The following is a 23,244-nucleotide window of genomic DNA, read 5'->3' on the forward strand; positions in this document are numbered from 1 at the left end:
GTACCAAAGGTACGCGTTGCCGTTCTAACTTTTTTTACTTCGCCTGACGCTTCTGGTACTCGCTGGCGGCTTTCACGAAGCCTGCAAACAGCGGATGTCCGTCACGCGGCGTTGAAGTAAATTCCGGGTGGAATTGGCAGGCCACGAACCACGGATGGTTAGGCACTTCGATGATCTCGACTAACTGATCATCCCCGGAACGGCCCGCAACACGCAGACCCGCAGCTTCAATTTGTTTCAACAACATGTTGTTGACTTCATAGCGGTGACGATGGCGCTCGGTAATGACCGGCTCGCCGTACAGCTTGCGAACCACGCTATCGTCGGACAGCTGGCAGGCCTGTGCGCCAAGACGCATGGTGCCACCCAGATCGCTCTTCTCGGTACGGACTTCGACGTTACCGTCTTCGTCGCGCCATTCCGTAATCAGCGCCACGACAGGGTACTTACAGTCTGGCACAAATTCCGTAGAGTTCGCGTTTTCCATTCCCGCTACGTTGCGCGCAAATTCAATCAGCGCAACCTGCATACCCAGGCAGATGCCGAGGTATGGAATATTGTTTTCACGCGCATAGCGTGCAGTGGCGATCTTGCCTTCAACACCACGGTAGCCGAAGCCGCCAGGGATGAGAATCGCATCCAGATCTTTGAGAATTTCGACGCCGCGCGTTTCAACATCCTGCGAATCAATCAGCTTGATGTTGACGGAGACGCGATTCTTCAGACCACCGTGTTTCAGCGCTTCGATAACGGACTTATAGGCATCCGGCAGTTCGATGTACTTGCCGACCATACCGATAGTCACTTCACCGCCCGGATTGGCTTCTTCGTAGATCACCTGTTCCCATTCAGACAGGTTAGCTTCCGGACAGTTCAAGCTGAATCGTTTACAAATATAATCGTCCAGACCCTGTGATTTCAACAGGCCCGGGATTTTATAAATGGAATCGACATCTTTCATTGAAATAACGGCTTTTTCAGGCACGTTACAGAACAATGCAATTTTCGCACGTTCGTTCGCCGGAATGGCGCGATCGGAACGGCAAACCAGGATGTCTGGCTGAATACCGATAGAGAGCAGCTCTTTAACAGAGTGCTGAGTCGGTTTGGTTTTCACTTCACCCGCGGCTGCCATGTAAGGCACCAGCGTCAGGTGCATGAACAGCGCGTGCTCACGACCAATATCTACCGCCAGCTGACGAATCGCTTCGAGGAACGGCAGGGATTCGATATCCCCTACGGTACCGCCGATTTCAACCAGCACAACGTCATGCCCTTCGCCACCGGCAAGGACACGCTCTTTGATAGCGTTAGTGATGTGTGGGATAACCTGCACGGTCGCGCCCAGATAGTCACCGCGGCGCTCTTTACGCAGAACGTCAGAGTAGATGCGGCCAGTCGTAAAGTTGTTACGACGGGTCATTTTGGTACGAATGAAACGCTCGTAGTGGCCAAGATCCAGATCGGTTTCAGCGCCGTCTTCAGTAACGAACACTTCCCCGTGTTGGGTTGGGCTCATGGTGCCAGGATCGACGTTGATGTACGGATCCAGTTTCATCATGGTCACATTGAGGCCACGGGCTTCAAGAATGGCTGCGAGGGAGGCTGCGGCAATGCCTTTACCCAGAGAGGATACGACCCCGCCGGTCACAAAAATATAGTTCGTTGTCATGCTGAACCTGAGAAGTTAGGGTGAAACGATGGAATAACCAGGACGGGAAAGTAGTATACCCGAACACGACGAGCGCCACAAACTTTCATTCTCCGTCTCCTTCCCAGGCCATGACAAACATAAGGAGTGAGAAAATAGCCCCTTTTGGGTAAATGTTTTTGACGCAAATCAAGCGCTTGTCATTTAAAAAATCACACAAATTGCGCTTGATCGCAAAATTTCGTTAGAGATCATGTTCCTGGCGTTTTACTTCCTGCCAGACTTCTTCCATCGCGTCGAGGTCAATCCCGCTCATTTCCAGGCCGCGCGAGGCCACAATCCGCTCTACTTCACGAAAGCGTCGTTCGAATTTGATGTTCGCTTTTTGCAGAGCGGTTTCCGCTTTTACACCGAGGTGGCGCGAAAGGTTGACGGTCGCAAACAGCAGATCGCCCATCTCCTCTTCCAGTTTTGCTTCATCCACAACGGCCTGCTGCGCTTCATGCATCACTTCGTCGATCTCTTCGTGCACTTTTTCCAGCACCGGACCGAGAGAGGTCCAGTCAAACCCTACCGCCGAGCAGCGCTTTTGAATTTTGTGGGCACGCATCAGCGCGGGAAGGTTAAGCGGGATATCGTCCAGCGCCGAGTGCTGGGATTTTTCAGCGCGCTCGGCGCTTTTGATCTGCTCCCAGCGTGCCAGCACTTCCGCACTGTTGCCTGCGCTGGCATCGCCAAAGATATGCGGATGACGACGCTCCAGCTTGTCGCTGATAGCGGCGCAGATATCGTCAAAATTAAAGCGCCCTTCTTCCTGCGCCATCTGGGCGTAAAACACCACCTGGAACAGCAGGTCGCCCAGCTCACCGCGCAGGTCGTCGAAATCTTCGCGCGAAATCGCGTCCAGCACTTCGTAGGTCTCTTCAAGGGTGTAAGGCGCGATGGTGGCGAAAGTCTGCTCTTTGTCCCACGGGCAGCCGTTTTCCGGGTCCCGCAGGCGTTTCATGATGCCGAGCAGGCGCTCGATTTGAGTCATAGTTCTGTCCTGATGTCAAAATGCCGGGTGGCGGCATTGCCTTACCCGGCCTAAAGAAGAGGATGTTTAGCCGCCGTGCAGACGACGCGCGTCAATCACATCCGGCACCTGGTTCAGTTTGCCGAGTACGCGGCCCAGCACCTGAAGGTTATAGATTTCGATAGTCATATCGATGGTGGCAAGCTGCTCCCGGGTATCGCTGCGGCTGGCAACGCCCAGCACGTTGACCTTCTCGTTAGCGAGAATCGTGGTGATGTCGCGCAGCAGGCCGCTGCGGTCGTTGGCAGTGACGCGCACCACCAGCGAGTAACCCGCCGAATAGCTCTCCCCCCAGACGGCTTCCACGATACGTTCCGGCGCATGCGATTGCAGCTCTGCAAGCTGATCACAGTCGGAGCGGTGAATCGAGATCCCGCGCCCCTGGGTAATAAAGCCGACAATATCGTCCCCCGGGATCGGCTGGCAGCAGCGGGCAATATGGTGCATGAGGTTACCCACCCCTTCGACCACCACGCGGCCATTGTCTTTGCTGCGCTGCTGCGGAGCGTAGGTTTTCTGCTGTAGCTGTTTCAGCGCTGCCGCATCCTGCTCTGCCGCGCTTGGCTCATTAAACTGCGCTTGCAGGAAATTCACCATCTGATTCAGACGGATATCGCCGCCACCAATCGCCGCCAGCAGTTCATCCAGCTCGTTGAAGTTGTAGCGCGGCAGCAGGAATTTCTCCGCCTCTTTCAGGCTAATCCCGATATGCTCCAGCTCGTCGTCAAGGATCTGGCGACCGGCAAGGATATTCTTGTCACGATCCTGCTTACGGAACCAGGCGTGAATTTTTGAGCGCCCACGGCTGGTGGTGACATAACCGAGGTTCGGATTCAGCCAGTCGCGGCTTGGGTTTGGCTGCTTCTGGGTGATGATTTCAATCTGGTCGCCCATCTGTAGCTGGTAGGTAAACGGTACGATACGTCCGCCGATCTTCGCCCCGATGCAACGGTGTCCCACATCGCTGTGGATGTGGTAGGCGAAATCGAGCGGCGTGGAGCCTGCCGGCAGATCAACCACATCCCCTTTCGGGGTAAAGACGTAGACGCGATCGTCGAAGACCTGACTGCGCACTTCGTCGAGCATTTCGCCAGAGTCAGCCATCTCTTCCTGCCACGCAATCAGCTTACGCAGCCAGGCGATACGATCCTCGTGACCCGAGCGACCGCCGCCGGAGGTCCCCTCTTTATATTTCCAGTGCGCCGCCACGCCCAGCTCGGCGTCTTCGTGCATCTGTTTGGTACGGATCTGAATTTCCACCGTTTTGCCGCCAGGGCCGAGCACCACGGTATGAATAGACTGATAGCCGTTTGGTTTGGGGTTGGCGACGTAGTCATCGAACTCATCCGGCAGATGGCGGAAGTGAGTATGTACTATCCCCAGTGCGGCATAGCAGTCCTGGAGACGCTCCGCCACGATACGCACGGCGCGCACGTCAAACAGCTCGTCAAAGGCGAGATGTTTCTTCTGCATTTTGCGCCAGATGCTGTAGATGTGCTTCGGACGCCCGTAAACCTCAGCGCGCACATTCTCCTCTTTCATCGACTGGCGCAGCCCGCTGACGAATTCCTCGATATAGTGCTCACGGTCAATGCGGCGTTCGTGCAGCAGTTTTGCGATGCGTTTGTATTCCGCCGGATGCAGGTAGCGGAAGCAGTAATCTTCCAGCTCCCACTTCAGTTGCCCGATACCGAGACGGTTCGCCAGCGGAGCATAGATATTCGTACACTCTTTGGCGGCCAGGACGCGCTCGTCTTCCGGCGCATCTTTCACTTCGCGCAGATGGGCAACCCGTTCGGCCAGCTTGATAACCACGCAGCGGAAATCATCTACCATCGCCAGCAGCATACGACGGACGTTATCCACCTGCTCGGAAGAGACAGAATCCGTTTGCGCGGCTTTTAGCTGTCGGATGGCGGCCATGTCACGCACGCCGTGGATGAGCGCCACAACGGACTGGCCGACGCTTTCACGCAGCACGTCTTCCGTCACCACGTCGGCGTCCGCCAGCGGGAACAACAGTGCAGCCTGTAGCGTTTCGATGTCCATATTCAGCATGGAGAGAATTTCAACCATCTCCACGCCGCGCCACAACAGCAGTTCCGCATCCGGATGCCCCTGCGTTGTGCGTAAACAATAGGCCCAGGTTTCGGTTAAGCGTTCACACGACTGCTGGCTGGAAATCCCCAGACTTGCGATCCATTTTTGAGGGTCAAACTCACCAGCTTTATTTAAATGTGCACTTCTTACCGCAACCATCGTCCTCTCCTTTAGGGACAAGGGCCTGTCGAAGTCGACAAGCCAAACTCATTAGATGTGCTCGAACAACACCATCGATTCCAGATGTCCAGTGTGCGGGAACATGTCCAGCATTGCCAGACGCCGAATCTGGTAACCCCCGCTCAATAATGCTTCGCTGTCACGGGCGAGCGTCGCCGGGTTACAGGAAACATAGACCACGCGTTCAGGCGCGAGTTTAATTATATGCTGCATCACGCCCGGCGCACCTGCGCGCGCCGGATCGAGCAGGATCTTATCAAAGCCCTGCTTAGCCCACGGTTGCTGCGTAACATCATCTTCAAGATTCTGATGAAAGAATGTCACATTTTGCAAGCCGTTCTGCCGGGCGTTCTCCTGGCCTTTCGCCACCAGCGCCTCAACGCCTTCCACCCCGACCACGCTTGCTGCTTTACGGGCCAGCGGCAGGGTAAAGTTCCCCATACCGCAGAACAGATCGAGCACCCGATCGACAGGCTGTACGTCCAGCCACGCCAGCGCGTTCGCCACCATTTGCTGGTTCACGCCGTCGTTAACCTGGATAAAATCCCGCGGGCTGAACGTTAAGCGTAGCCCGTCTGACGCATACCAGGGCGCTTCTCCGGTGACCTGCTCAAGTATCTCGCTTTGCGGCGCGAGGAAAAGCGCCAGCTCATGAGAATGCGAAAAGCGTTCCAGTTTTTCGCGATCTGCCTTTGACAGCGGCGCGGTGTGGCGCAGCACCATCAGCGAGCCACTGTTGGCCTGCACCAGTTCGACATGGCCCAGCGAACGCACCCCATCCAGCGATGCAAGACAGTGGTGCACATCCGGGAGTAACGCCTCAAGATGGGGCACCAAAACAGGGCACTGCGTAATGGAGACGATATCGCTGGCGCCGGCTTTGCGAAAACCCATCTCCAGCCGCTCGGTTTTTGGCTGGTAGCTGAGGCTCAGGCGAGCGCGGCGACGGTAGCCCCAGGGCCGATCGGCAATAATGTCATTAACGTCGTGACCGACCAGGCGGGCCAGCGCGCTGCTTTTACTTTTTTGCTGTAATTCTGTGCTGGCATGCTGTTGCTGACAGCCCCCACAGACGCCAAAATGGGGACAGCGAGGCGTCACGCGCTCCGGGCTATCATTAAGACGGCGCTTGACCTGGGCGCGCGCATACTGACGTTTGTCTTCCGTCAGCGTAATATCTGCACGTTCTCCTGGCAGCAAACCTGTGATAAACAGTGTCTTACCCTTGTGACGCGCCACCCCCTGTCCAAAGGGATCGAGGTCAGTGGCTTCAACAGTTATGATCTGACGCGTCGTCACGCGTCGTTTTGCAGAGTAGAATTGCGCCATCGCCGAGATTGTTCTCAAATAAACATAATTAGCCTGATTGTCCCATAACGGAACTCCATGACCAACTACAGCCTGCGCGCGCGCATGATGATTTTGATCCTCGCTCCTACCGTTCTCATCGGTTTGCTGCTGAGCATTTTCTTTGTGGTGCATCGCTATAACGATTTGCAGAGACAGCTTGAAGATGCCGGGGCCAGCATAATCGAACCGCTGGCCGTCTCCAGCGAGTACGGCATGAACCTGCAAAACCGTGAATCCATTGGTCAGTTAATCAGCGTGCTGCACCGCCGTCATTCAGAGATCGTGCGCGCCATTTCCGTTTACGATGAGCATAACCGCCTGTTCGTTACCTCGAATTTCCATCTGGATCCCACGTCGCTGAAAATTCCGGAAGGAACCCCCTTCCCGCGCCATCTGACGGTGCTGCGGCGCGGCGATATCATGATCCTGCGCACGCCGATTATCTCCGAAAGCTATTCACCCGATGAATCCGCCCAGTCCGATGCGAAGTCCAGCAATAATATGCTGGGATATGTGGCGCTGGAGCTGGATCTCAAGTCGGTGCGGCTCCAGCAGTACAAAGAAATTTTCATCTCCGGCGTGATGATGCTGTTCTGTATCGGCATCGCGCTGATCTTCGGCTGGCGACTGATGCGCGACGTCACGGGGCCTATCCGCAACATGGTGAATACCGTTGACCGGATCCGCCGGGGTCAGCTCGACAGCCGCGTAGAAGGCTTTATGCTCGGCGAGCTGGATATGCTGAAAAACGGCATCAACTCAATGGCGATGTCGCTGGCGGCTTATCACGAAGAGATGCAGCACAACGTTGACCAGGCCACCTCTGACCTGCGCGAAACGCTGGAACAGATGGAGATCCAGAACGTGGAGCTGGATCTGGCGAAAAAACGTGCGCAGGAGGCGGCACGTATTAAGTCTGAGTTCCTGGCGAACATGTCGCACGAGCTGCGAACGCCGCTGAACGGCGTGATTGGCTTTACCCGCCTGACGCTTAAAAGCGAGCTGAACCCGACCCAGCGTGACCACCTGCATACCATTGAACGATCGGCCAACAACCTGTTGACCATTATTAACGACGTACTGGACTTCTCGAAGCTGGAGGCGGGCAAGCTGATTCTGGAGAGTATCCCCTTCCCACTGCGCAGCACGCTGGATGACGTGGTCACGCTTCTTGCCCACTCATCGCATGACAAGGGTCTGGAACTGACGCTTAATATTAAAAATGATGTGCCGGATAACGTCATTGGCGACCCGCTACGCCTGCAACAGGTCATTACCAATCTGGTGGGTAACGCCATTAAGTTCACCGAAAGCGGCAACATTGACATTCTGGTCGAAAAAAGGTCGCTCAGTAATAACAAAGTCCAGATTGAAGTGCAGATCCGGGATACCGGCATTGGTATTCCGGAGCGCGATCAGACGCGTCTGTTCCAGGCTTTCCGCCAGGCCGATGCGAGCATTTCCCGTCGTCACGGCGGAACGGGCCTGGGGCTGGTGATCACCCAAAAGCTGGTGAAAGAGATGGGCGGCGATATCTCCTTCCACAGCCAGCCTAACCGAGGCTCAACCTTCTGGTTCCATATCAATCTTGATCTTAACCCGAACGTGCAGACCGACGGTCCGGTCACCGGCTGCCTGAAAGGGATGCGTCTGGCCTATGTGGAACCGAACGCTGCGGCGGCACAGTGTACGCTGGATGTATTAAGCAGCACGCCGCTGGAGGTCGTCTACAGCCCGACCTTCTCCGCGCTGGCGAACGACCATTACGATATCCTGTTGTTGGGTATTCCGGTGACGTTTACCGGAGAACTGACCATGCAGCAGGAACGCCTGGCGAAAGCGGCCTCAATGACGGACTACCTGCTGCTGGCGCTGCCGTGCCACGCCCAAATCAACGCCGAAGAGCTGAAAAACGACGGGGCGGCGGCATGTCTGCTGAAACCGCTCACCGCCACACGGCTGTTACCTGCGTTGACCGAATATTGCCGTCTGACGCATCAGTCCCTGCCGCTGGAGAACGACGAACATAAGCTGCCGATGACGGTGATGGCCGTGGACGATAACCCGGCGAACCTGAAGCTGATTGGCGTGCTGCTTGAGGATCAGGTTCAACACGTGGAGCTGTGTACCAGCGGTGCCGAAGCCGTCGAGCAAGCCAAACAGATGCAGTTCGACCTGATCCTGATGGATATTCAGATGCCGGGGATGGATGGCATCCGCGCCTGTGAATTGATTCGTCAGCTTCCGCACCAGCAGCAGACGCCGGTGATTGCCGTGACGGCGCACGCGATGGCGGGACAAAAAGAGAAACTGCTGGGTGCGGGCATGAACGATTATCTGGCGAAACCGATCGACGAAGAGAAGCTGCACAGCCTGCTGCTGCGCTACAAGCCGGGTCACATTGGCGGGACATACACCATTACAGCTGAAGCACCGGAAATTAGCGTTAACCAGAATGCCACGTTTGACTGGCAACTGGCGCTGCGGCAGGCGGCGGGCAAACCCGATCTGGCCCGCGATATGCTGCAAATGCTGGTGGACTTCCTGCCTGAGATTCGTAACAAGGTTGAAGAACAACTGGTGGGTGAAAACCCTGAAGGACTGCTGGAAGCCATTCATAAATTGCACGGCAGCTGCGGCTACAGCGGCGTACCGCGGCTGAAAAACCTCTGCCAGCTGCTTGAACAGCAGCTTCGTGCGGGTACGCCAGAATCCGATCTCGAACCGGAGTTCCTGGAGCTACTGGACGAGATGGACAACGTGACGCGGGAAGCAATGAAGGTGCTGGGGAGCTAAGACAAAGCCCGGTGGCGCTTCGCTTACCGGGCCTACAGGAGCATGAACGTTAACGGGACATCCCCTGCCCCATCTTTATCACCGCCGCAATATTCCTTGCGGCCATCTGCACATTCTGTTGCGCATTTTCCAGCGCATCTTCCAGCGAGCAGATGGTGTAAATCACACTGAATACGGCATCCAGTCCGTGCTCATGCACCACGCCAACATCCGCCGTCAGGCTGCCGGCAATGCCGATAACCGGTTTGTTATAGCGTTTCGCGACTCTCGCTACGCCAACGGGCACCTTGCCGTGGATCGTCTGGCTGTCGATACGCCCTTCGCCCGTGATCACCAGATCGGCGTCTGCGACCTGTTCATCGAGATGCAGGGCATCGGTGACAATTTCAATTCCCTGACGGAGCTGTGCGCCGCAAAATGCATACAGCGCCGCACCCATGCCGCCAGCCGCACCGCCGCCCGCCAGGTTTAAGACGTTAATATCCAGATCCCGGGCGATAATTTTTGCATAATGCGCAAGCGCGTCGTCCAGCGTTCTGACCATCTCCGGCGTCGCCCCTTTCTGCGGACCGAATACCGCAGAAGCGCCAGTCTCACCGATCAGGGGATTGGTCACATCGCAGGCCACTTCAATTCGACAGTCTGCCAGTCGCTTATCCAGCCCGCTAAGATCGATATGCGCAAGGCCTGCCAGTTCGCCGCCGCCCGGCCCAACGGGCTGCGCTTTCGCATCCAGCAGTTTTACGCCCAGCGCCTGCACCATGCCTGCGCCACCGTCATTGGTCGCGCTGCCTCCAATACCAATAATGATATGCTTAACGCCTGCATCCAGCGCATGACGGATGAGTTCTCCGGTCCCCCACGAGGTGGTGATTAACGGATTACGCTTTGCGGGAGCAACAAGCTCCAGGCCGCTCGCTGCCGCCATCTCGATAAAGGCGCTTTTCCCGTCTCCGGATAACCCGAAAAACCCTTCCACCCGTTCACCCAAAGGCCCGGTAACGGGAACATGGACAAGACGCCCATGCGTGGCGGCTACCATTGCTTCCACCGTCCCTTCGCCACCATCGGCAACCGGTAATTTGACATAGTCCGCTGACGGGAAAATGTCGCGAAAACCGACCTCTATCGCTGTCGCTACCTCCAGCGCGCTCAAGCTTTCCTTATACGAGTCCGGAGCGATAACAATTTTCATAAGCCATCCTTACGCATGTTAGTTACGTTAAGCATACACCACGTAAGGGACCACTCGTGGGAGCGGTCCCAATGCGCTTATCGTACCATGCACGGACGTTTATTGTCGAATGTCCACTCTGGGATCAGGTATTGCATCGCCAGGGCGTCATCACGCGCGCCCAGACCGTGTTTCTGATACAGCTCGTGCGCTTTCATGACCTGATCCATATCCAGCTCAACGCCCAGACCCGGCGTGGCAGGCACCTGCACCATGCCGCCTTTGATTTCAAACGGCTGTTTGGTCAGGCGCTGGTTGCCCTCCTGCCAGATCCAGTGGGTGTCGATGGCGGTAATGTTGCCCGGCGCAGCAGCCGCCACATGGGTGAACATCGCCAGCGAGATATCGAAGTGGTTATTGGAGTGCGAGCCCCAGGTCAGGCCAAACTCATGACACATCTGCGCCACGCGAACCGAGCCCTGCATCGTCCAGAAGTGCGGGTCTGCCAGCGGGATATCCACCGATTGCAGCGAGAGCGTATGCCCCATCTGACGCCAGTCGGTCGCGATCATATTCGTGGCGGTCGGCAGACCGGTGGCGCGACGGAACTCCGCCATCACTTCCCGGCCGGAGAAGCCCTGCTCTGCACCGCACGGATCTTCCGCGTAGGCCAGCACGCCTTTAAGCTGCTTACCGATTTTGATCGCCTCATCAAGCGACCAGGCACCGTTCGGATCCAGCGTGACGCGCGCCTGCGGGAAGCGCTTCGCCAGCGCGGCGATCGCCTCTGCCTCTTCTTCACCCGCCAGCACACCGCCTTTCAGCTTGAAGTCATTAAAGCCATATTTTTCATACGCGGCTTCCGCCAGGCGCACCACCGCGTCCGGGGTCATCGCTTCATCGTGACGCACACGATACCAGTCGCATTTTTCGTCTGGCTGGCTCTGGTACGGCAGCGGGGTGAGTTTGCGGTTGCCGATAAAGAACAGGTAGCCGAGCATTTCCACTTCGCTGCGCTGTTGGCCGTCTCCCAGTAGGGAGGCGACATTGACGCCCAGATGCTGGCCTAACAGATCCAGCATCGCGGCTTCAATGCCCGTGACCACGTGGATAGTGGTGCGCAGATCAAACGTTTGCAGGCCACGACCGCCCGCATCACGATCGGCAAAGGTAGTACGCACGCTTGTCAGCACATTTTTGTACTCGCCCAGCGTTTTACCCACCACCAGCGGAATGGCGTCCTCCAGCGTTTTACGGATCTTCTCCCCACCCGGGATTTCACCGACACCGGTATGCCCTGAGTTGTCCTTGATCACCACGATATTACGGGTGAAGAACGGCGCATGGGCGCCGCTCAGGTTCATCAGCATGCTGTCATGCCCCGCGACAGGAATGATCTGCATGGAGGTGACTACAGGGGTAGAAAATGTGCTCATCGTTCGATCCTTTTATCAGTGACGTCCAAATACAGGGCGCTTACGGTCAAATGTCCAGCCGGGGATAAGGTACTGCATCGGGCCTGCGTCGTTGCGCGCGCCGCCTGGCAGTTTTTTATACGCTTCATGCGCCTTGTGGATCTGATCCCAGTCAAGCTCCACGCCCAGCCCCGGCGTATCCGGTACGGCAATTTTGCCGTTTTTGATTTCAAGTGGATTTTTGGTCAGGCGCGCTTCGCCTTCCTGCCAGATCCAGTGCGTATCGATGGCGGTCGGGTTGCCCGGCGCCGCTGCGCCAACGTGGGTAAACATCGCCAGCGAAATGTCAAAATGGTTATTGGAGTGGCAGCCCCAGGTAAGCCCCCAGTCATCGCACAGCTGCGCCACGCGCACCGCGCCGGAAAGGGTCCAGAAGTGCGGGTCCGCCAGCGGAATGTCCACCGCATTCAGCATTACCGCATGGCCCATTTCACGCCAGTTGGTGGCGATCATGTTGGTTGCGACCGGCAGTCCGGTGGCGCGGCGGAACTCCGCCATCACCTCCCGGCCCGAGAAGCCCTGCTCTGCGCCGCACGGATCTTCCGCGTAGGTCAGCACATCGCCCAGCCCTTTGCACAGCGTGATAGCTTCATCCAGCAGCCATGCGCCGTTCGGATCGACGGTGATGCGCGCCTCCGGGAAGCGTTTTTTCAACGCGCGCACGCTGTCAATCTCCTGCTCGCCTGGCAGAACGCCGCCTTTCAGCTTGAAGTCTTTAAAGCCGTAGCGATCCTGCGCCGCCTCTGCCAGACGCACCACCGCCTCGCCAGAGAGCGCCTCCTGATGACGCAGGTGATACCACTCATGGCTGCCCGGTGAGCGTTCCAGATACGGCAGATCGGTTTTAGTCCGGTCGCCAACATAGAACAGATAGCCCAGCACCGTTACCGCATCACGCTGTTTGCCCGGCCCCAGCAGTTCGCAGACCGGCACGTTCAGCGCCTTGCCGAGTAAATCGAGGAGAGCCGCCTCCAGCGCCGCCACCGCGTTAACGCGCAGTTCAAAGGTCCAGGCGCCTTTTCCGAAGGTATCAAAATCCGCCGACTGGTTGCCCTTATGTACTCGCTGAACCACTTTGTTCAGGCGGGCCACTTCCTGCCCAACCACCTGCGGGATGGCGTCGACCAGCGTCTGGTAAATCACCTCTCCGCCAGGCGCTTCCCCGACGCCGGTATTCCCTGCGCTGTCGGTCAGTACCACGATGTTGCGGGTAAACCAGGCATTATGCGCGCCACCAATGTTGAGCAGCATGCTATCCTGCCCCGCAACCGGGATGACCTTCATCTCCGTCACGATCGGGCTTGATTGCGTCGTCATCATCCGCGCTCCACAACAGGTTTCAGTTCGATACGTTTGATGTCACCCACCAGCACCAGGTAACTGAGTACCGCCACCAGCGCATGGACGCCTACATAAATCAGCGCACCATTGAAGGAGCCGGTGGTGCCGACGATGTAACCGATAGCGATTGGCGTGACAATGCCGGAAATGTTGCCAAACATGTTGAACAGACCGCCGCTCAGACCGCTGATCTCTTTCGGCGCGGTATCCGCCATGACTGCCCAGCCCAGCGCGCCAATGCCTTTACCGAAGAAGGCCATCGCCATGAAACCGATAATCATCCACTCCGCGTTGACGTAGTTACAGAACACCATGGTCATGGAGAGCAGCATGCCGAGCACGATTGGCGTTTTACGCGCGATATTCAGCGAACCGGTACGACGCATCAGCCAGTCGGAGATGACCCCGCCAAGCACCCCGCCCACGAAGCCGCAGATGGCCGGCACGGAGGCGACAAACCCCGCCTTCAGAATCGACATCCCACGCGCCTGCACCAGGTAAACCGGGAACCAGGTGATGAAGAAGTAGGTTAAGGCGTTGATGCAGTACTGGCCGAGATAGATACCGATCATCATCCGTGTGCCAACGAGCTGTTTGATCTGCGCCCATTTCTGGCTGAACGGGACTTTTACTTTCTGGGTTTTCTGATCCATGTTGATCAGCGCCCCACCTTCAGCAATGTAGTCCAGCTCTTTCTTGTTCACGCCCGGATGCTGATTTGGTTCGTGGATCACTTTCAGCCAGATGAAGCTGATGACGATCCCCAGCCCGCCCATGAAGAAGAAGACGTGTGACCAGCCCACTTCGTGCGTCAGCCAGCCCATGATGGGTGCGAAAATCACTGTCGCAAAGTATTGCGCCGAGTTAAAGATCGCGACCGCCGTTCCCCTCTCCTGCGCCGGGAACCAGGCGGCCACAATGCGGCTGTTGCCAGGGAAGGATGGCGCTTCCGCTAAGCCCACCAGGAAGCGGAGGGTAAAGAGCGCAATGATGATGCCGAAGCCGCTGAAGATATCCACGAAGCCCTGTAAGAGGGTAAACATCGACCAGATAAAAATGGACCAGAAATAGACCCGTTTTGAACCAAAGCGGTCCAGCAGCCAGCCGCCAGGGATTTGGCCGATTACGTAGGCCCATGAAAATGCGGAGAAAACATAACCCATACCCACCGGGTCAAGTCCGATGTCCTTTGCCATCTCAGAGCCGGCAATGGACAACGTGGCGCGGTCGCCGTAGTTGAAAGAGGTGACGATAAACAGCATCACCACTATCCAGTAGCGAGCGTTGGTGCGCTTCTCAGCGCTGCTCGCCGCGTGGCTTAATGTACTCATTGTGGCACTCCTGAAACATAGCTTTCGCCTGGTTCATTCTGTACAGCACCTGTAGGGTAATCAGAATGAGAGATTTGTGTTTGGTTTTGGTACGGCCAGAAGCCGTTTTATAGTGACGGGAAAAGTATATGAAGGAGTGACAGGTTCTCTCACCGTGCAGGAACACAACATTGAAGGGTGTGGGGAACGTGGTTTGGGGCATAAGCCCAAAGTGGTGGAAGATACTTCACGGAATTGAGGATTTAGTGCGGTTTCGATGCCGGGTGGCGGCTTCGCCTTACCCGGCCTGAAAGACCCGCAGGCCCGCGCAAGCGAAGCGCCGCCGGGCAGAATGTTATTTGAGAAGTGTGGCCCAGTTCTCCACCCACGGGTTCGACTCGCTTTCTGGCTCCGGGTGCTCGCCCGCATCAATCAGCAACATCTCCCCGACGCGCTGGGCGCTCTGCTCCTGCAACAGCGCGTCGAACTGCTTACCGCCGCCGCAGAAGTTAGCGTAAGAGCTATCACCGAGGGCAATGATGCCGTAGTGCACATCTGGCTGATAGCCAAGCTGGTCTTTAATGCCCTGGAAAAGCGGGGTAATGCTGTCCGGAAGATCGCCCTGCCCGGTGGTGGAGGTCACCACCAGAATGTATTTATCTTTATATTTTTCCCAGTCTGCCAGCTCCGGGTCTTCATACACCGTTGCTTTATGGCCCTGATTTACGAGGATTGCTTCCGCCTCCTCCGCCACCAGCAGCGAGTTGCCGTACATCGTGCCGACAAAAATGCCTACTTCAGCCATGCTTTGCTCCCGTCATTATTGCGTTTGCTGTTCATCCTGAACGTTGCCTGCGGCAAACTCAACCCTTTCATTTTCGGGGAGTTGTCCCAGCCAGCCAAACTGTGACAGCGCCTGCATCCAGACCTCATCCAGCCCCGCGCGGATCATCAGCGGTTCGCCGGTAAACGGGTGCGTCAGGGTCAGCTCGCTGGCGTGCAGCATCAGCCGGTTGCAGCCAAAATGCGCTGCCGCGCTGCGGTTCTGGCGCAAATCGCCATGCTTACTGTCGCCGATAATCGGGTGGCGCAGGTGCGCAAGGTGACGGCGAAGCTGGTGCTTGCGTCCGGTTTTGGGCAAAAGCTCAACCAGACTGTATCGCGTGGTCGGGAATTTGCTGGTCGCCACCGGCAGTTCTGTGGTCGCCATACCGCGATAGTCGGTTACCGCAGGCTGCGGGCCTTTATCTTCACGGGCAAATTTATCGGCAATTTTATCCAGCTCCTCCACCAGGGGATAATCAAGCGTGGCGGCGTCTGTCAGCCATCCACGCACAATGGCGTGATAGCGTTTCTGGATCTGGTGCTGTTCAAACTGCTGCGCCAGCAGGCGCCCGGCCTCACTGGAAAGCCCCATCAGCAGAACGCCGGAGGTGGGCCGATCCAGACGGTGGGCGGTAAAGACGTGCTGACCGATTTGATCGCGCACGGTCTGCATGACCACCACTTTCTCATCGCGATCGAGCCAGCTTCGGTGCACCAGCCAGCCGGACGGTTTATTCACCGCCACTAACCACTCATCCTGATAAAGGATCTCAAGCGTCATGCATCGTCACCGGCGAAAAGCGCATCCAGCTTTTCCAGCTCCACCAGCATCATCGCGCGCGCCGGGTGGGTCGCTTCCAGCGCCATTTCGTAATAGGGAGAGACGGCAAAAGACGCGGGCAACGCGTGGCCACCTTCCAGCAGCGCGTGCATACGCGGAATTAAGACCCACTGGAGCCACTCGAACGGGGCCAGCGTATCCAGACAAAACGGTTGGGTGCTGGCGAACGCTTCTGGCTGCGGCGCGTTATCCTGCCACAGCTGATGCTGGCGCATAAGGGCTTCGATGGCGTGCAACTGCGCACGAACGCTATCGTGATGCGACATATATACCTCAACTGAAAAACGGAATGGCGCGAAGCATAGCATTGCGGAAGACAGAAATAAAAAAAGGGAGCACTGTAAAAACAGTGCTCCCGGTTCGTTTCGCAGCATTCCAGCTACAATACGTGCTCCCTGCTCATCCGTGACAACTTTTCCTGATGCCCGAAGGCCCGGTCATCCCTTTACCTTTTGCGTCCTGCTCACATCATCCTGATGTGTAGGTTTCATCCTGAAACGTCCTGGCCATCCTGACCCACCGACCATCCTGACCGGCTCTCGTTCTCCTTCCTGGAGGTGTCCCTTACGCATCCTGCGTGATCCCCTTTGCTTCATCCTGAAGCCTTCCTGCGGCGTCGTCCTGACGTGTTCCTGGTAAGAAACGTCATCATCCTGATGTTCGTTTCTCGTGTCGGCATCCTGTCGACACAGATAGAATCCGCTATTCTGCCTCGTCTTACAACCCACCCTGTGAGCAATGTAAGCCAGGCGAAACGGGAGATCTTCTTTCAGAAAAACACTAACCCATTGAAAGAGAAGTTAATATTAATCTGAAATTCCCAAGACAATGCTAATTGTTTCAGTGATGTCTCACAGAGCGTGTAAGAGATCTCTCACACGCTCTGTAGCATAATGGATTACAGAAGCGGCTCAAGTTGGGTAAGGAAATCCGCAAGTGAAGGCGCGAGAACGTCGCGATTGCGGGTGCCGAGCGTTTCTTTAATGACCTCACCAGACAGGTTGCAGACAGAAATGACGTCCAGTTCACTGTCGAGCGTCGCAATAAAGAGAGTCGGAGAGAGCTTAAGGCGTTTTTGCGTGACCAGGTGACCAATGAGGTTTTCCTGAACGCGTTGAAGATCGTCTTCGCTCCAGGTTTGCAGCAGCGTCAGCGGCTGTCGTGCAAAACATGCCGTCATATCCCCGGCAAACTGCGTGGTATAAAATGCATGAAGCGCAGGTTGTACCACAATGTCCATTGCGCGTTCAACCGCATTTACATTCTGCTCGCCCGCGAACGGTTTCGGTTGCCAGATTACGTAATCATCCTGCGAAGCGATAATGCACGGTGACGGCACGCCATATAAATCAGTACTTTGTGGCCACGTCCCCCGCTTTTCATGCCAGGCATCGCAGTAGCGGGTCGTGAAGGACGTCAGGGCATTTGCAGTTTCGATATCCACCGATTTCTCTCTTCTTGTAAGACAGGATAAACTCAGCCCATAAGTGTACCTGTAAAGTGGCTATGAAACATGTCTTACGAAAATCATCAGGCGTTAACGGGCTTAACGCTGGGTAAATCGACCGATTACCGCGACACCTACGATGCAAGCCTGTTGCAGGGCGTGCCGCGCAGTCTGAACCGCGATCCGCTCGGCCTGCACGCTGACGCGCTGCCGTTTTTCGGCGGCGACATCTGGACGCTGTACGAACTCTCCTGGCTGAATGCGCGCGGTCTGCCGCAGGTGGCCGTGGGCCACGTCGAGCTGGATTACGCCAGCGTAAATCTGGTCGAATCCAAGAGCTTTAAGCTCTATCTCAACAGCTTTAACCAGACCAAATTTAACAGCTGGGACGAGGTACAACAGACGCTTGAGCGTGATTTAAGCGCGTGCGCGCAGGGAAACGTGACCGTCTCGTTATACCGTCTGCATGAGCTGGAAGGACAGCCCATCGCCCATTTCCACGGCACCTGCATCGACGATCAGGACATTGAGGTGGAGAGCTATGAATTTAGCACTGACTACCTGGAAAACGCGGCGGGCGGAAAAGTGGTCGACGAGACGCTGGTCAGCCATCTGCTGAAATCCAACTGCCTTATCACTCATCAGCCGGACTGGGGCTCGGTGCAAATTCAGTATCGCGGCCCAAAAATTGACCGTGAAAAGCTGCTGCGTTACCTGGTGTCTTTCCGTCATCATAACGAATTCCACGAGCAGTGCGTGGAACGCATCTTCAATGACATCCAGCGTTTCTGCCAGCCTGAAAAGCTGAGCGTTTACGCCCGCTATACCCGTCGCGGCGGCCTGGACATTAACCCGTGGCGCACCAATACCGATTTTGTGCCTGCCACCGGACGGCTGGTGCGCCAGTAAGATAAATATTTTCACAATATGCGGGCGGTATTCCGCCCGAAGTGTTGTGAAACGTCATAAGCCAGGGCTATTGTAATCAACAGGGAAAGACGATAATCGTCCCGTAAGGAGCTCACTTGATTACACATATTAGCCCGCTTGGCTCTATGGATATGTTGTCGCAGCTGGAAGTGGACATGCTTAAACGCACTGCCAGTAGCGACCTTTATCAACTGTTTCGTAACTGTTCACTTGCCGTACTGAACTCCGGAAGCCTGACCGACAACAGTAAAGAGCTGCTGTCCCGCTTCGAAAGTTTTGATATCAACGTGCTGCGCCGCGAGCGCGGGGTGAAGCTGGAAGTGATCAACCCGCCGGAAGAGGCGTTTGTCGACGGGCGTATTATCCGCTCACTACAGGCCAACCTGTTTGCCGTGCTGCGCGACATCCTGTTCGTTAACGGGCAGATCAGCAACGCCGGTCGTTTCCAGCATCTGGACCTGGAAAGTTCCGTTCATATCACCAACCTGGTCTTCTCCATTCTGCGTAACGCCCGTGCCCTGCACGTGGGCGAAGCGCCGAACATGGTCGTCTGCTGGGGTGGTCACTCCATTAATGAAACCGAATACCTGTATGCCCGCCGCGTGGGAACGCAGCTTGGCCTGCGTGAACTGAATATCTGTACCGGTTGCGGTCCTGGCGCGATGGAAGCGCCAATGAAAGGCGCGGCAGTAGGACACGCGCAGCAACGCTATAAAGAAGGCCGTTTTATTGGCATGACCGAGCCGTCGATCATCGCCGCTGAGCCGCCTAACCCGCTGGTTAACGAACTGATTATTATGCCGGATATCGAAAAACGTCTTGAGGCGTTTGTCCGTATCGCGCACGGCATCATCATCTTCCCGGGCGGCGTGGGGACGGCCGAAGAGCTGCTTTATCTGCTGGGGATCCTGATGAACCCGGCCAACAAAGATCAGGTTCTGCCGTTGATCCTGACCGGCCCGAAAGAGAGCGCCGACTACTTCCGCGTGCTGGACGAGTTTATCGTGCATACGCTGGGCGAAAATGCGCGCCGTCACTACCGCATTATCATTGACGATGCCGCAGAAGTGGCCCGTCAGATGAAAAAAGCGATGCCGCTGGTGAAAGAGAACCGTCGTGATACCGGGGATGCCTACAGCTTTAACTGGTCCATCCGTATTGCACCGGACCTCCAGATCCCCTTCGAACCGTCGCATGAGAACATGGCGAACCTCAAACTCTATCCGGATCAGCCGGTAGAAGTACTGGCAGCCGACCTGCGTCGCGCCTTCTCTGGCATCGTGGCGGGGAACGTGAAAGAGGTAGGGATCCGTGCAATTGAGGAGTTCGGGCCGTATAAGATCCACGGTGACCCGGAGATGATGCGCCGCATGGATGACATGTTGCAGGGCTTTGTCGCCCAGCACCGCATGAAGCTTCCTGGCTCTGCCTATATTCCGTGTTACGAAATCATCAAGTAACGCGTCCTTTCCCTCCTCCCAGGCCGGATCGTCATCCGGCTTTTTTATTCGTGATGCAATTCATAGCGTTCTTCAATGGTATTAACAAATCTGACGCCAGCGCAAACGATTACCTCGTTTTTGAAACCATAAATAATCAGCCTTAATCGAAATTACCCGCCAGAAAATCCTAAAATCCCATTTCTTTACAGCGAAAGACACCTATCTCGCGGGGCCACCTTTTCTAAAACATGTCGTTAATGGTAGCCTTCGCGCCCGTAAATTCTCTTTGATGTTTTTTTAACAGATAAATGGTCTAAAGATACCCACATCATAAGTGGATTATTGCATTTGGGATCGCGATCACTGATAGATTCATAACTAGAATGTATCTTTCCGCCCGCCAATAGTTACGGGCAAAAATTATTAAAAAACCGTCACTGAACGAATTTCATATTACCGTCAGGCACTTTTTCATCGGATTTGACTAAAAACCTGACAATTTGCTTCCTCCAGGAGATACAGATGGAAACCACTCAAACCAGCACCGTTGCTTCGATTGAATCCCGAAGCGGTTGGCGCAAAACGGATACCATGTGGATGCTTGGCCTGTACGGCACAGCAATCGGCGCTGGTGTACTGTTCCTTCCTATCAACGCAGGTGTCGGCGGTCTGATCCCGCTGATCATCATGGCCATCATCGCCTTCCCGATGACTTTCTTTGCACACCGCGGTCTGACCCGCTTCGTGCTGTCCGGTAAAAACCCGGGCGAAGACATCACTGAAGTCGTTGAAGAACACTTCGGCGTCGGCGCAGGTAAGCTGATTACCCTGCTCTACTTCTTCGCGATTTACCCGATTCTGCTGGTGTACAGCGTCGCTATCACCAACACCGTTGAAAGCTTCATGATGCACCAGCTTCAGATGACCCCGCCGCCGCGTGCGATTCTGTCTCTGATCCTGATCGTCGGTATGATGACCATCGTGCGCTTCGGCGAGCAGATGATTGTGAAAGCGATGAGCGTGCTGGTGTTCCCGTTTGTGGCGGCTCTGATGGTGCTGGCTCTGTACCTGATCCCACAGTGGAACGGCGCAGCGCTGGAAACCCTGTCTCTGAGCAGCGCATCCGCGACCGGCAACGGCCTGCTGCTGACCCTGTGGCTGGCGATCCCGGTAATGGTGTTCTCCTTCAACCACTCGCCAATTATCTCTTCCTTCGCGGTGGCGAAGCGTGAAGAGTACGGCAATGGCGCAGAGAAGAAGTGCTCCAGCATCCTGGCTCGCGCGCATATCATGATGGTCCTGACCGTAATGTTCTTCGTGTTCAGCTGCGTGCTGAGCCTCTCCCCGGCGGATCTGGCGGCGGCGAAAGAGCAGAACATCTCGATTCTGTCTTACCTGGCCAACCACTTTAACGCACCGCTGATTGCGTGGATGGCACCGATCATCGCGATTATCGCCATCACCAAATCCTTCCTGGGCCACTACCTGGGCGCACGTGAAGGCTTCAACGGTATGGTGATTAAATCTCTGCGCGGTAAAGGCAAGAGCATTGAAATCAATCGTCTGAACAAAATCACTGCGCTGTTCATGCTGGTGACCACCTGGGCGGTAGCGACTCTGAACCCAAGCATTCTGGGTATGATTGAAACCCTGGGCGGCCCGATTATCGCGATGATCCTGTTCCTGATGCCGATGTACGCGATTCAGAAAGTGCCTGCGATGCGTAAATACAGTGGCCATGTCAGCAACGTGTTTGTTGTTGTGATGGGTCTGATTGCCATCTCCGCTATTTTCTACTCGCTGTTCAGCTAATACCTCCTGCGCCGTCTGCGGACGGCGCACTTCTCCCCTCTGACTGAAGCAATGGACGCATCATGATTAGCGTATTCGATATCTTCAAAATCGGTATTGGTCCTTCCAGCTCTCACACCGTCGGACCAATGAAAGCCGGTAAACAATTCACGGATGACTTGATTGCACGCGGCATTTTGCACGACATCACCCGCGTGGTTGTCGATGTATACGGTTCCCTTTCCCTGACCGGTAAAGGCCACCATACCGATATTGCCATTATCATGGGGCTGGCGGGTAATCTGCCAGATGCCGTTGATATTGATGCAATTCCTGCCTTTATCCAGGACGTAAACACCCACGGTCGTTTGCTGCTGGCGAACGGCGAGCATGAGGTTGAATTCCCGGTTGACCACTGCATGAATTTCCATGCGGATAACCTGTCGCTGCACGAGAATGGCATGCGCATTACCGCGCTGGCTGGCGATAAAGCGGTTTACAGCCAGACGTATTACTCCATCGGCGGCGGGTTTATCGTCGACGAGGACCATTTTGGTCAAAGCAGCAATTCCACCGTTGATGTGCCGTACCCGTACAAAAACGCGGCCGACTTACAGCGTCACTGCCAGGAGACAGGCCTTTCTCTCTCCGGCCTGATGATGAAAAACGAGCTGGCCCTGCACAGCAAAGAGGAGCTGGAACAGCACTTTGCTAACGTCTGGGAGGTGATGCGCAGCGGCATTGAGCGCGGGATCACCACCGAAGGGGTACTGCCGGGTAAACTGCGCGTACCGCGTCGTGCAGCGGCGCTGCGCCGTATGTTGGTGAGTACCGATAAAACGACCACCGACCCGATGGCGGTTGTCGACTGGATCAACATGTTCGCGCTGGCGGTGAACGAAGAGAACGCCGCGGGTGGCCGTGTCGTCACCGCGCCAACCAACGGGGCGTGCGGGATTGTTCCGGCGGTCCTGGCGTATTACGACAAGTTTATCCGTGAAGTGAACGCAAACTCACTGGCACGCTATCTGCTGGTCGCCAGTGCGATTGGCTCACTGTACAAGATGAACGCCTCGATTTCCGGCGCGGAAGTGGGCTGCCAGGGTGAAGTGGGCGTAGCCTGTTCAATGGCGGCGGCGGGTCTCGCCGAACTGCTGGGCGCAAGCCCTGCTCAGGTCTGTATTGCGGCGGAAATCGGCATGGAACATAACCTGGGGCTGACCTGCGATCCGGTCGGCGGACAGGTCCAGGTGCCGTGCATCGAGCGTAACGCCATCGCCTCTGTAAAAGCGGTGAACGCGGCACGTATGGCGCTGCGTCGTACCAGTGAACCGCGCGTCTGCCTCGACAAGGTTATCGAAACCATGTACGAAACCGGTAAAGACATGAACGCCAAATACCGCGAAACCTCCCGCGGTGGCCTGGCGATGAAGATCGTCACCTGCGATTGAGCCTTTCAGGAAGCCTCGTTTTGCGAGGCTTCTTCCTGTTTTCCCCACCATCGATAGTTTCATGC

The 23,244-nt window shown here is 56.0% G+C and carries 17 protein-coding genes; 5 read left to right on the forward strand and 12 right to left on the reverse strand.

Annotation, left to right across the window (positions count from 1 at the left end; translation table 11 throughout):
- Window positions 1-34 precede the first annotated feature (34 nt).
- The 4 genes from pyrG to rlmD all read right to left on the reverse strand — a co-directional run bounded on the left by pyrG (window position 35) and on the right by rlmD (window position 6,335).
- On the reverse strand, window positions 35-1,672 hold the full coding sequence (gene pyrG / locus ACOTX7_RS06275) for a glutamine hydrolyzing CTP synthase (protein ID WP_003862718.1): 1,638 nt from the start codon (window positions 1,670-1,672) through the stop codon (window positions 35-37).
- Between the two features lie 223 nt (window positions 1,673-1,895).
- Window positions 1,896-2,687, reverse strand: a complete 792-nt coding sequence (gene mazG / locus ACOTX7_RS06280; protein ID WP_006811785.1) for a nucleoside triphosphate pyrophosphohydrolase — start codon at window positions 2,685-2,687, stop codon at window positions 1,896-1,898.
- A 66-nt stretch (window positions 2,688-2,753) separates the two neighbouring features.
- The gene (relA, locus tag ACOTX7_RS06285) at window positions 2,754-4,985 is read right to left on the reverse strand and encodes a GTP diphosphokinase (protein ID WP_221256404.1); all 2,232 of its coding nucleotides are present in this window, start codon (window positions 4,983-4,985) and stop codon (window positions 2,754-2,756) included.
- Between the two features lie 51 nt (window positions 4,986-5,036).
- Window positions 5,037-6,335, reverse strand: a complete 1,299-nt coding sequence (gene rlmD / locus ACOTX7_RS06290; RefSeq protein WP_221256405.1) for a 23S rRNA (uracil(1939)-C(5))-methyltransferase RlmD — start codon at window positions 6,333-6,335, stop codon at window positions 5,037-5,039.
- Window positions 6,336-6,392: 57 nt separating this feature from the next.
- On the opposite strand from rlmD, the gene barA reads away from it, so the two are divergent.
- Entirely contained in the window at window positions 6,393-9,152 is a 2,760-nt protein-coding gene (gene barA, locus ACOTX7_RS06295) for a two-component sensor histidine kinase BarA (protein ID WP_006811787.1), read from the forward strand.
- Window positions 9,153-9,201: 49 nt separating this feature from the next.
- Here barA and ACOTX7_RS06300 read toward each other — a convergent pair whose 3' ends face one another.
- From ACOTX7_RS06300 to syd, 8 genes are all read right to left on the reverse strand, one after another.
- A complete protein-coding gene (locus tag ACOTX7_RS06300) occupies window positions 9,202-10,347 on the reverse strand; it encodes a glycerate kinase (protein ID WP_000706496.1) in 1,146 nt (381 codons plus the stop codon).
- 77 nt (window positions 10,348-10,424) lie between these two features.
- On the reverse strand, window positions 10,425-11,762 hold the full coding sequence (gene gudD, locus ACOTX7_RS06305) for a glucarate dehydratase (RefSeq protein WP_006811788.1): 1,338 nt from the start codon (window positions 11,760-11,762) through the stop codon (window positions 10,425-10,427).
- Between the two features lie 15 nt (window positions 11,763-11,777).
- Window positions 11,778-13,118 (reverse strand): enolase C-terminal domain-like protein, encoded by a 1,341-nt coding sequence (locus ACOTX7_RS06310; RefSeq protein WP_221257283.1) that lies wholly within the window; start codon window positions 13,116-13,118, stop codon window positions 11,778-11,780.
- The gene (gudP, locus tag ACOTX7_RS06315) at window positions 13,118-14,473 is read right to left on the reverse strand and encodes a galactarate/glucarate/glycerate transporter GudP (RefSeq protein WP_006811790.1); all 1,356 of its coding nucleotides are present in this window, start codon (window positions 14,471-14,473) and stop codon (window positions 13,118-13,120) included. Before gudP ends, ACOTX7_RS06310 begins: the two co-directional genes overlap by 1 nt.
- Before the next feature lie 334 nt (window positions 14,474-14,807).
- Window positions 14,808-15,257, reverse strand: coding sequence for a flavodoxin (locus tag ACOTX7_RS06320; protein WP_047353856.1), 450 nt, complete (start codon window positions 15,255-15,257; stop codon window positions 14,808-14,810).
- 15 nt (window positions 15,258-15,272) lie between these two features.
- On the reverse strand, window positions 15,273-16,058 hold the full coding sequence (gene truC / locus ACOTX7_RS06325) for a tRNA pseudouridine(65) synthase TruC (protein ID WP_006811793.1): 786 nt from the start codon (window positions 16,056-16,058) through the stop codon (window positions 15,273-15,275).
- Window positions 16,055-16,384 carry a YqcC family protein gene (locus tag ACOTX7_RS06330; RefSeq protein ID WP_006811794.1) on the reverse strand — a complete coding sequence of 110 codons (330 nt, stop codon included), beginning with the start codon at window positions 16,382-16,384 and terminating at the stop codon, window positions 16,055-16,057. The genes truC and ACOTX7_RS06330 overlap by 4 nt, the downstream gene beginning before the upstream one ends.
- Window positions 16,385-17,016: 632 nt before the next feature.
- Window positions 17,017-17,562, reverse strand: coding sequence for a SecY-interacting protein (gene syd / locus ACOTX7_RS06335; RefSeq protein ID WP_221256406.1), 546 nt, complete (start codon window positions 17,560-17,562; stop codon window positions 17,017-17,019).
- A 69-nt stretch (window positions 17,563-17,631) separates the two neighbouring features.
- Here syd and queF point away from each other — a divergent pair, with 69 nt between their 5' ends.
- The 4 genes from queF (at window position 17,632) to ACOTX7_RS06355 (ending at window position 23,179) form a co-directional block, all read left to right on the forward strand.
- Window positions 17,632-18,474, forward strand: a complete 843-nt coding sequence (queF, locus tag ACOTX7_RS06340; RefSeq protein WP_221256407.1) for an NADPH-dependent 7-cyano-7-deazaguanine reductase QueF — start codon at window positions 17,632-17,634, stop codon at window positions 18,472-18,474.
- Window positions 18,475-18,590: 116 nt separating this feature from the next.
- Window positions 18,591-19,955 carry a nucleotide 5'-monophosphate nucleosidase PpnN gene (ppnN, locus tag ACOTX7_RS06345; RefSeq protein ID WP_221256408.1) on the forward strand — a complete coding sequence of 455 codons (1,365 nt, stop codon included), beginning with the start codon at window positions 18,591-18,593 and terminating at the stop codon, window positions 19,953-19,955.
- 504 nt (window positions 19,956-20,459) lie between these two features.
- Entirely contained in the window at window positions 20,460-21,749 is a 1,290-nt protein-coding gene (locus tag ACOTX7_RS06350) for an HAAAP family serine/threonine permease (protein ID WP_032674027.1), read from the forward strand.
- A gap of 62 nt (window positions 21,750-21,811) precedes the next feature.
- The gene (locus tag ACOTX7_RS06355; RefSeq protein ID WP_221256409.1) at window positions 21,812-23,179 is read left to right on the forward strand and encodes an L-serine ammonia-lyase; all 1,368 of its coding nucleotides are present in this window, start codon (window positions 21,812-21,814) and stop codon (window positions 23,177-23,179) included.
- The last annotated feature ends 65 nt before the right edge of the window (window positions 23,180-23,244 follow it).

Origin of the sequence: Enterobacter cloacae complex sp. IR5418, assembly GCF_049238105.1 — a bacterium.
Lineage (GTDB): Bacteria > Pseudomonadota > Gammaproteobacteria > Enterobacterales > Enterobacteriaceae > Enterobacter > Enterobacter hormaechei.

Excerpts from the sequence above, each read along its gene's own strand:
- barA (WP_006811787.1), top strand. The coding sequence starts at position 6,393 with ATGACCAACTACAGCCTGCGCGCGCGCATGATGATTTTGATCCTCGCT.
- relA (WP_221256404.1), bottom strand. The coding sequence starts at position 4,985 with ATGGTTGCGGTAAGAAGTGCACATTTAAATAAAGCTGGTGAGTTTGAC.
- ACOTX7_RS06355 (WP_221256409.1), top strand. The coding sequence starts at position 21,812 with ATGATTAGCGTATTCGATATCTTCAAAATCGGTATTGGTCCTTCCAGC.
- truC (WP_006811793.1), bottom strand. The coding sequence starts at position 16,058 with ATGACGCTTGAGATCCTTTATCAGGATGAGTGGTTAGTGGCGGTGAAT.
- gudP (WP_006811790.1), bottom strand. The coding sequence starts at position 14,473 with ATGAGTACATTAAGCCACGCGGCGAGCAGCGCTGAGAAGCGCACCAAC.
- pyrG (WP_003862718.1), bottom strand. The coding sequence starts at position 1,672 with ATGACAACGAACTATATTTTTGTGACCGGCGGGGTCGTATCCTCTCTG.
- queF (WP_221256407.1), top strand. The coding sequence starts at position 17,632 with ATGTCTTACGAAAATCATCAGGCGTTAACGGGCTTAACGCTGGGTAAA.
- rlmD (WP_221256405.1), bottom strand. The coding sequence starts at position 6,335 with ATGGCGCAATTCTACTCTGCAAAACGACGCGTGACGACGCGTCAGATC.
- ACOTX7_RS06300 (WP_000706496.1), bottom strand. The coding sequence starts at position 10,347 with ATGAAAATTGTTATCGCTCCGGACTCGTATAAGGAAAGCTTGAGCGCG.
- ACOTX7_RS06350 (WP_032674027.1), top strand. The coding sequence starts at position 20,460 with ATGGAAACCACTCAAACCAGCACCGTTGCTTCGATTGAATCCCGAAGC.
- ACOTX7_RS06330 (WP_006811794.1), bottom strand. The coding sequence starts at position 16,384 with ATGTCGCATCACGATAGCGTTCGTGCGCAGTTGCACGCCATCGAAGCC.
- gudD (WP_006811788.1), bottom strand. The coding sequence starts at position 11,762 with ATGAGCACATTTTCTACCCCTGTAGTCACCTCCATGCAGATCATTCCT.
- ACOTX7_RS06310 (WP_221257283.1), bottom strand. The coding sequence starts at position 13,118 with ATGACGACGCAATCAAGCCCGATCGTGACGGAGATGAAGGTCATCCCG.
- ACOTX7_RS06320 (WP_047353856.1), bottom strand. The coding sequence starts at position 15,257 with ATGGCTGAAGTAGGCATTTTTGTCGGCACGATGTACGGCAACTCGCTG.
- mazG (WP_006811785.1), bottom strand. The coding sequence starts at position 2,687 with ATGACTCAAATCGAGCGCCTGCTCGGCATCATGAAACGCCTGCGGGAC.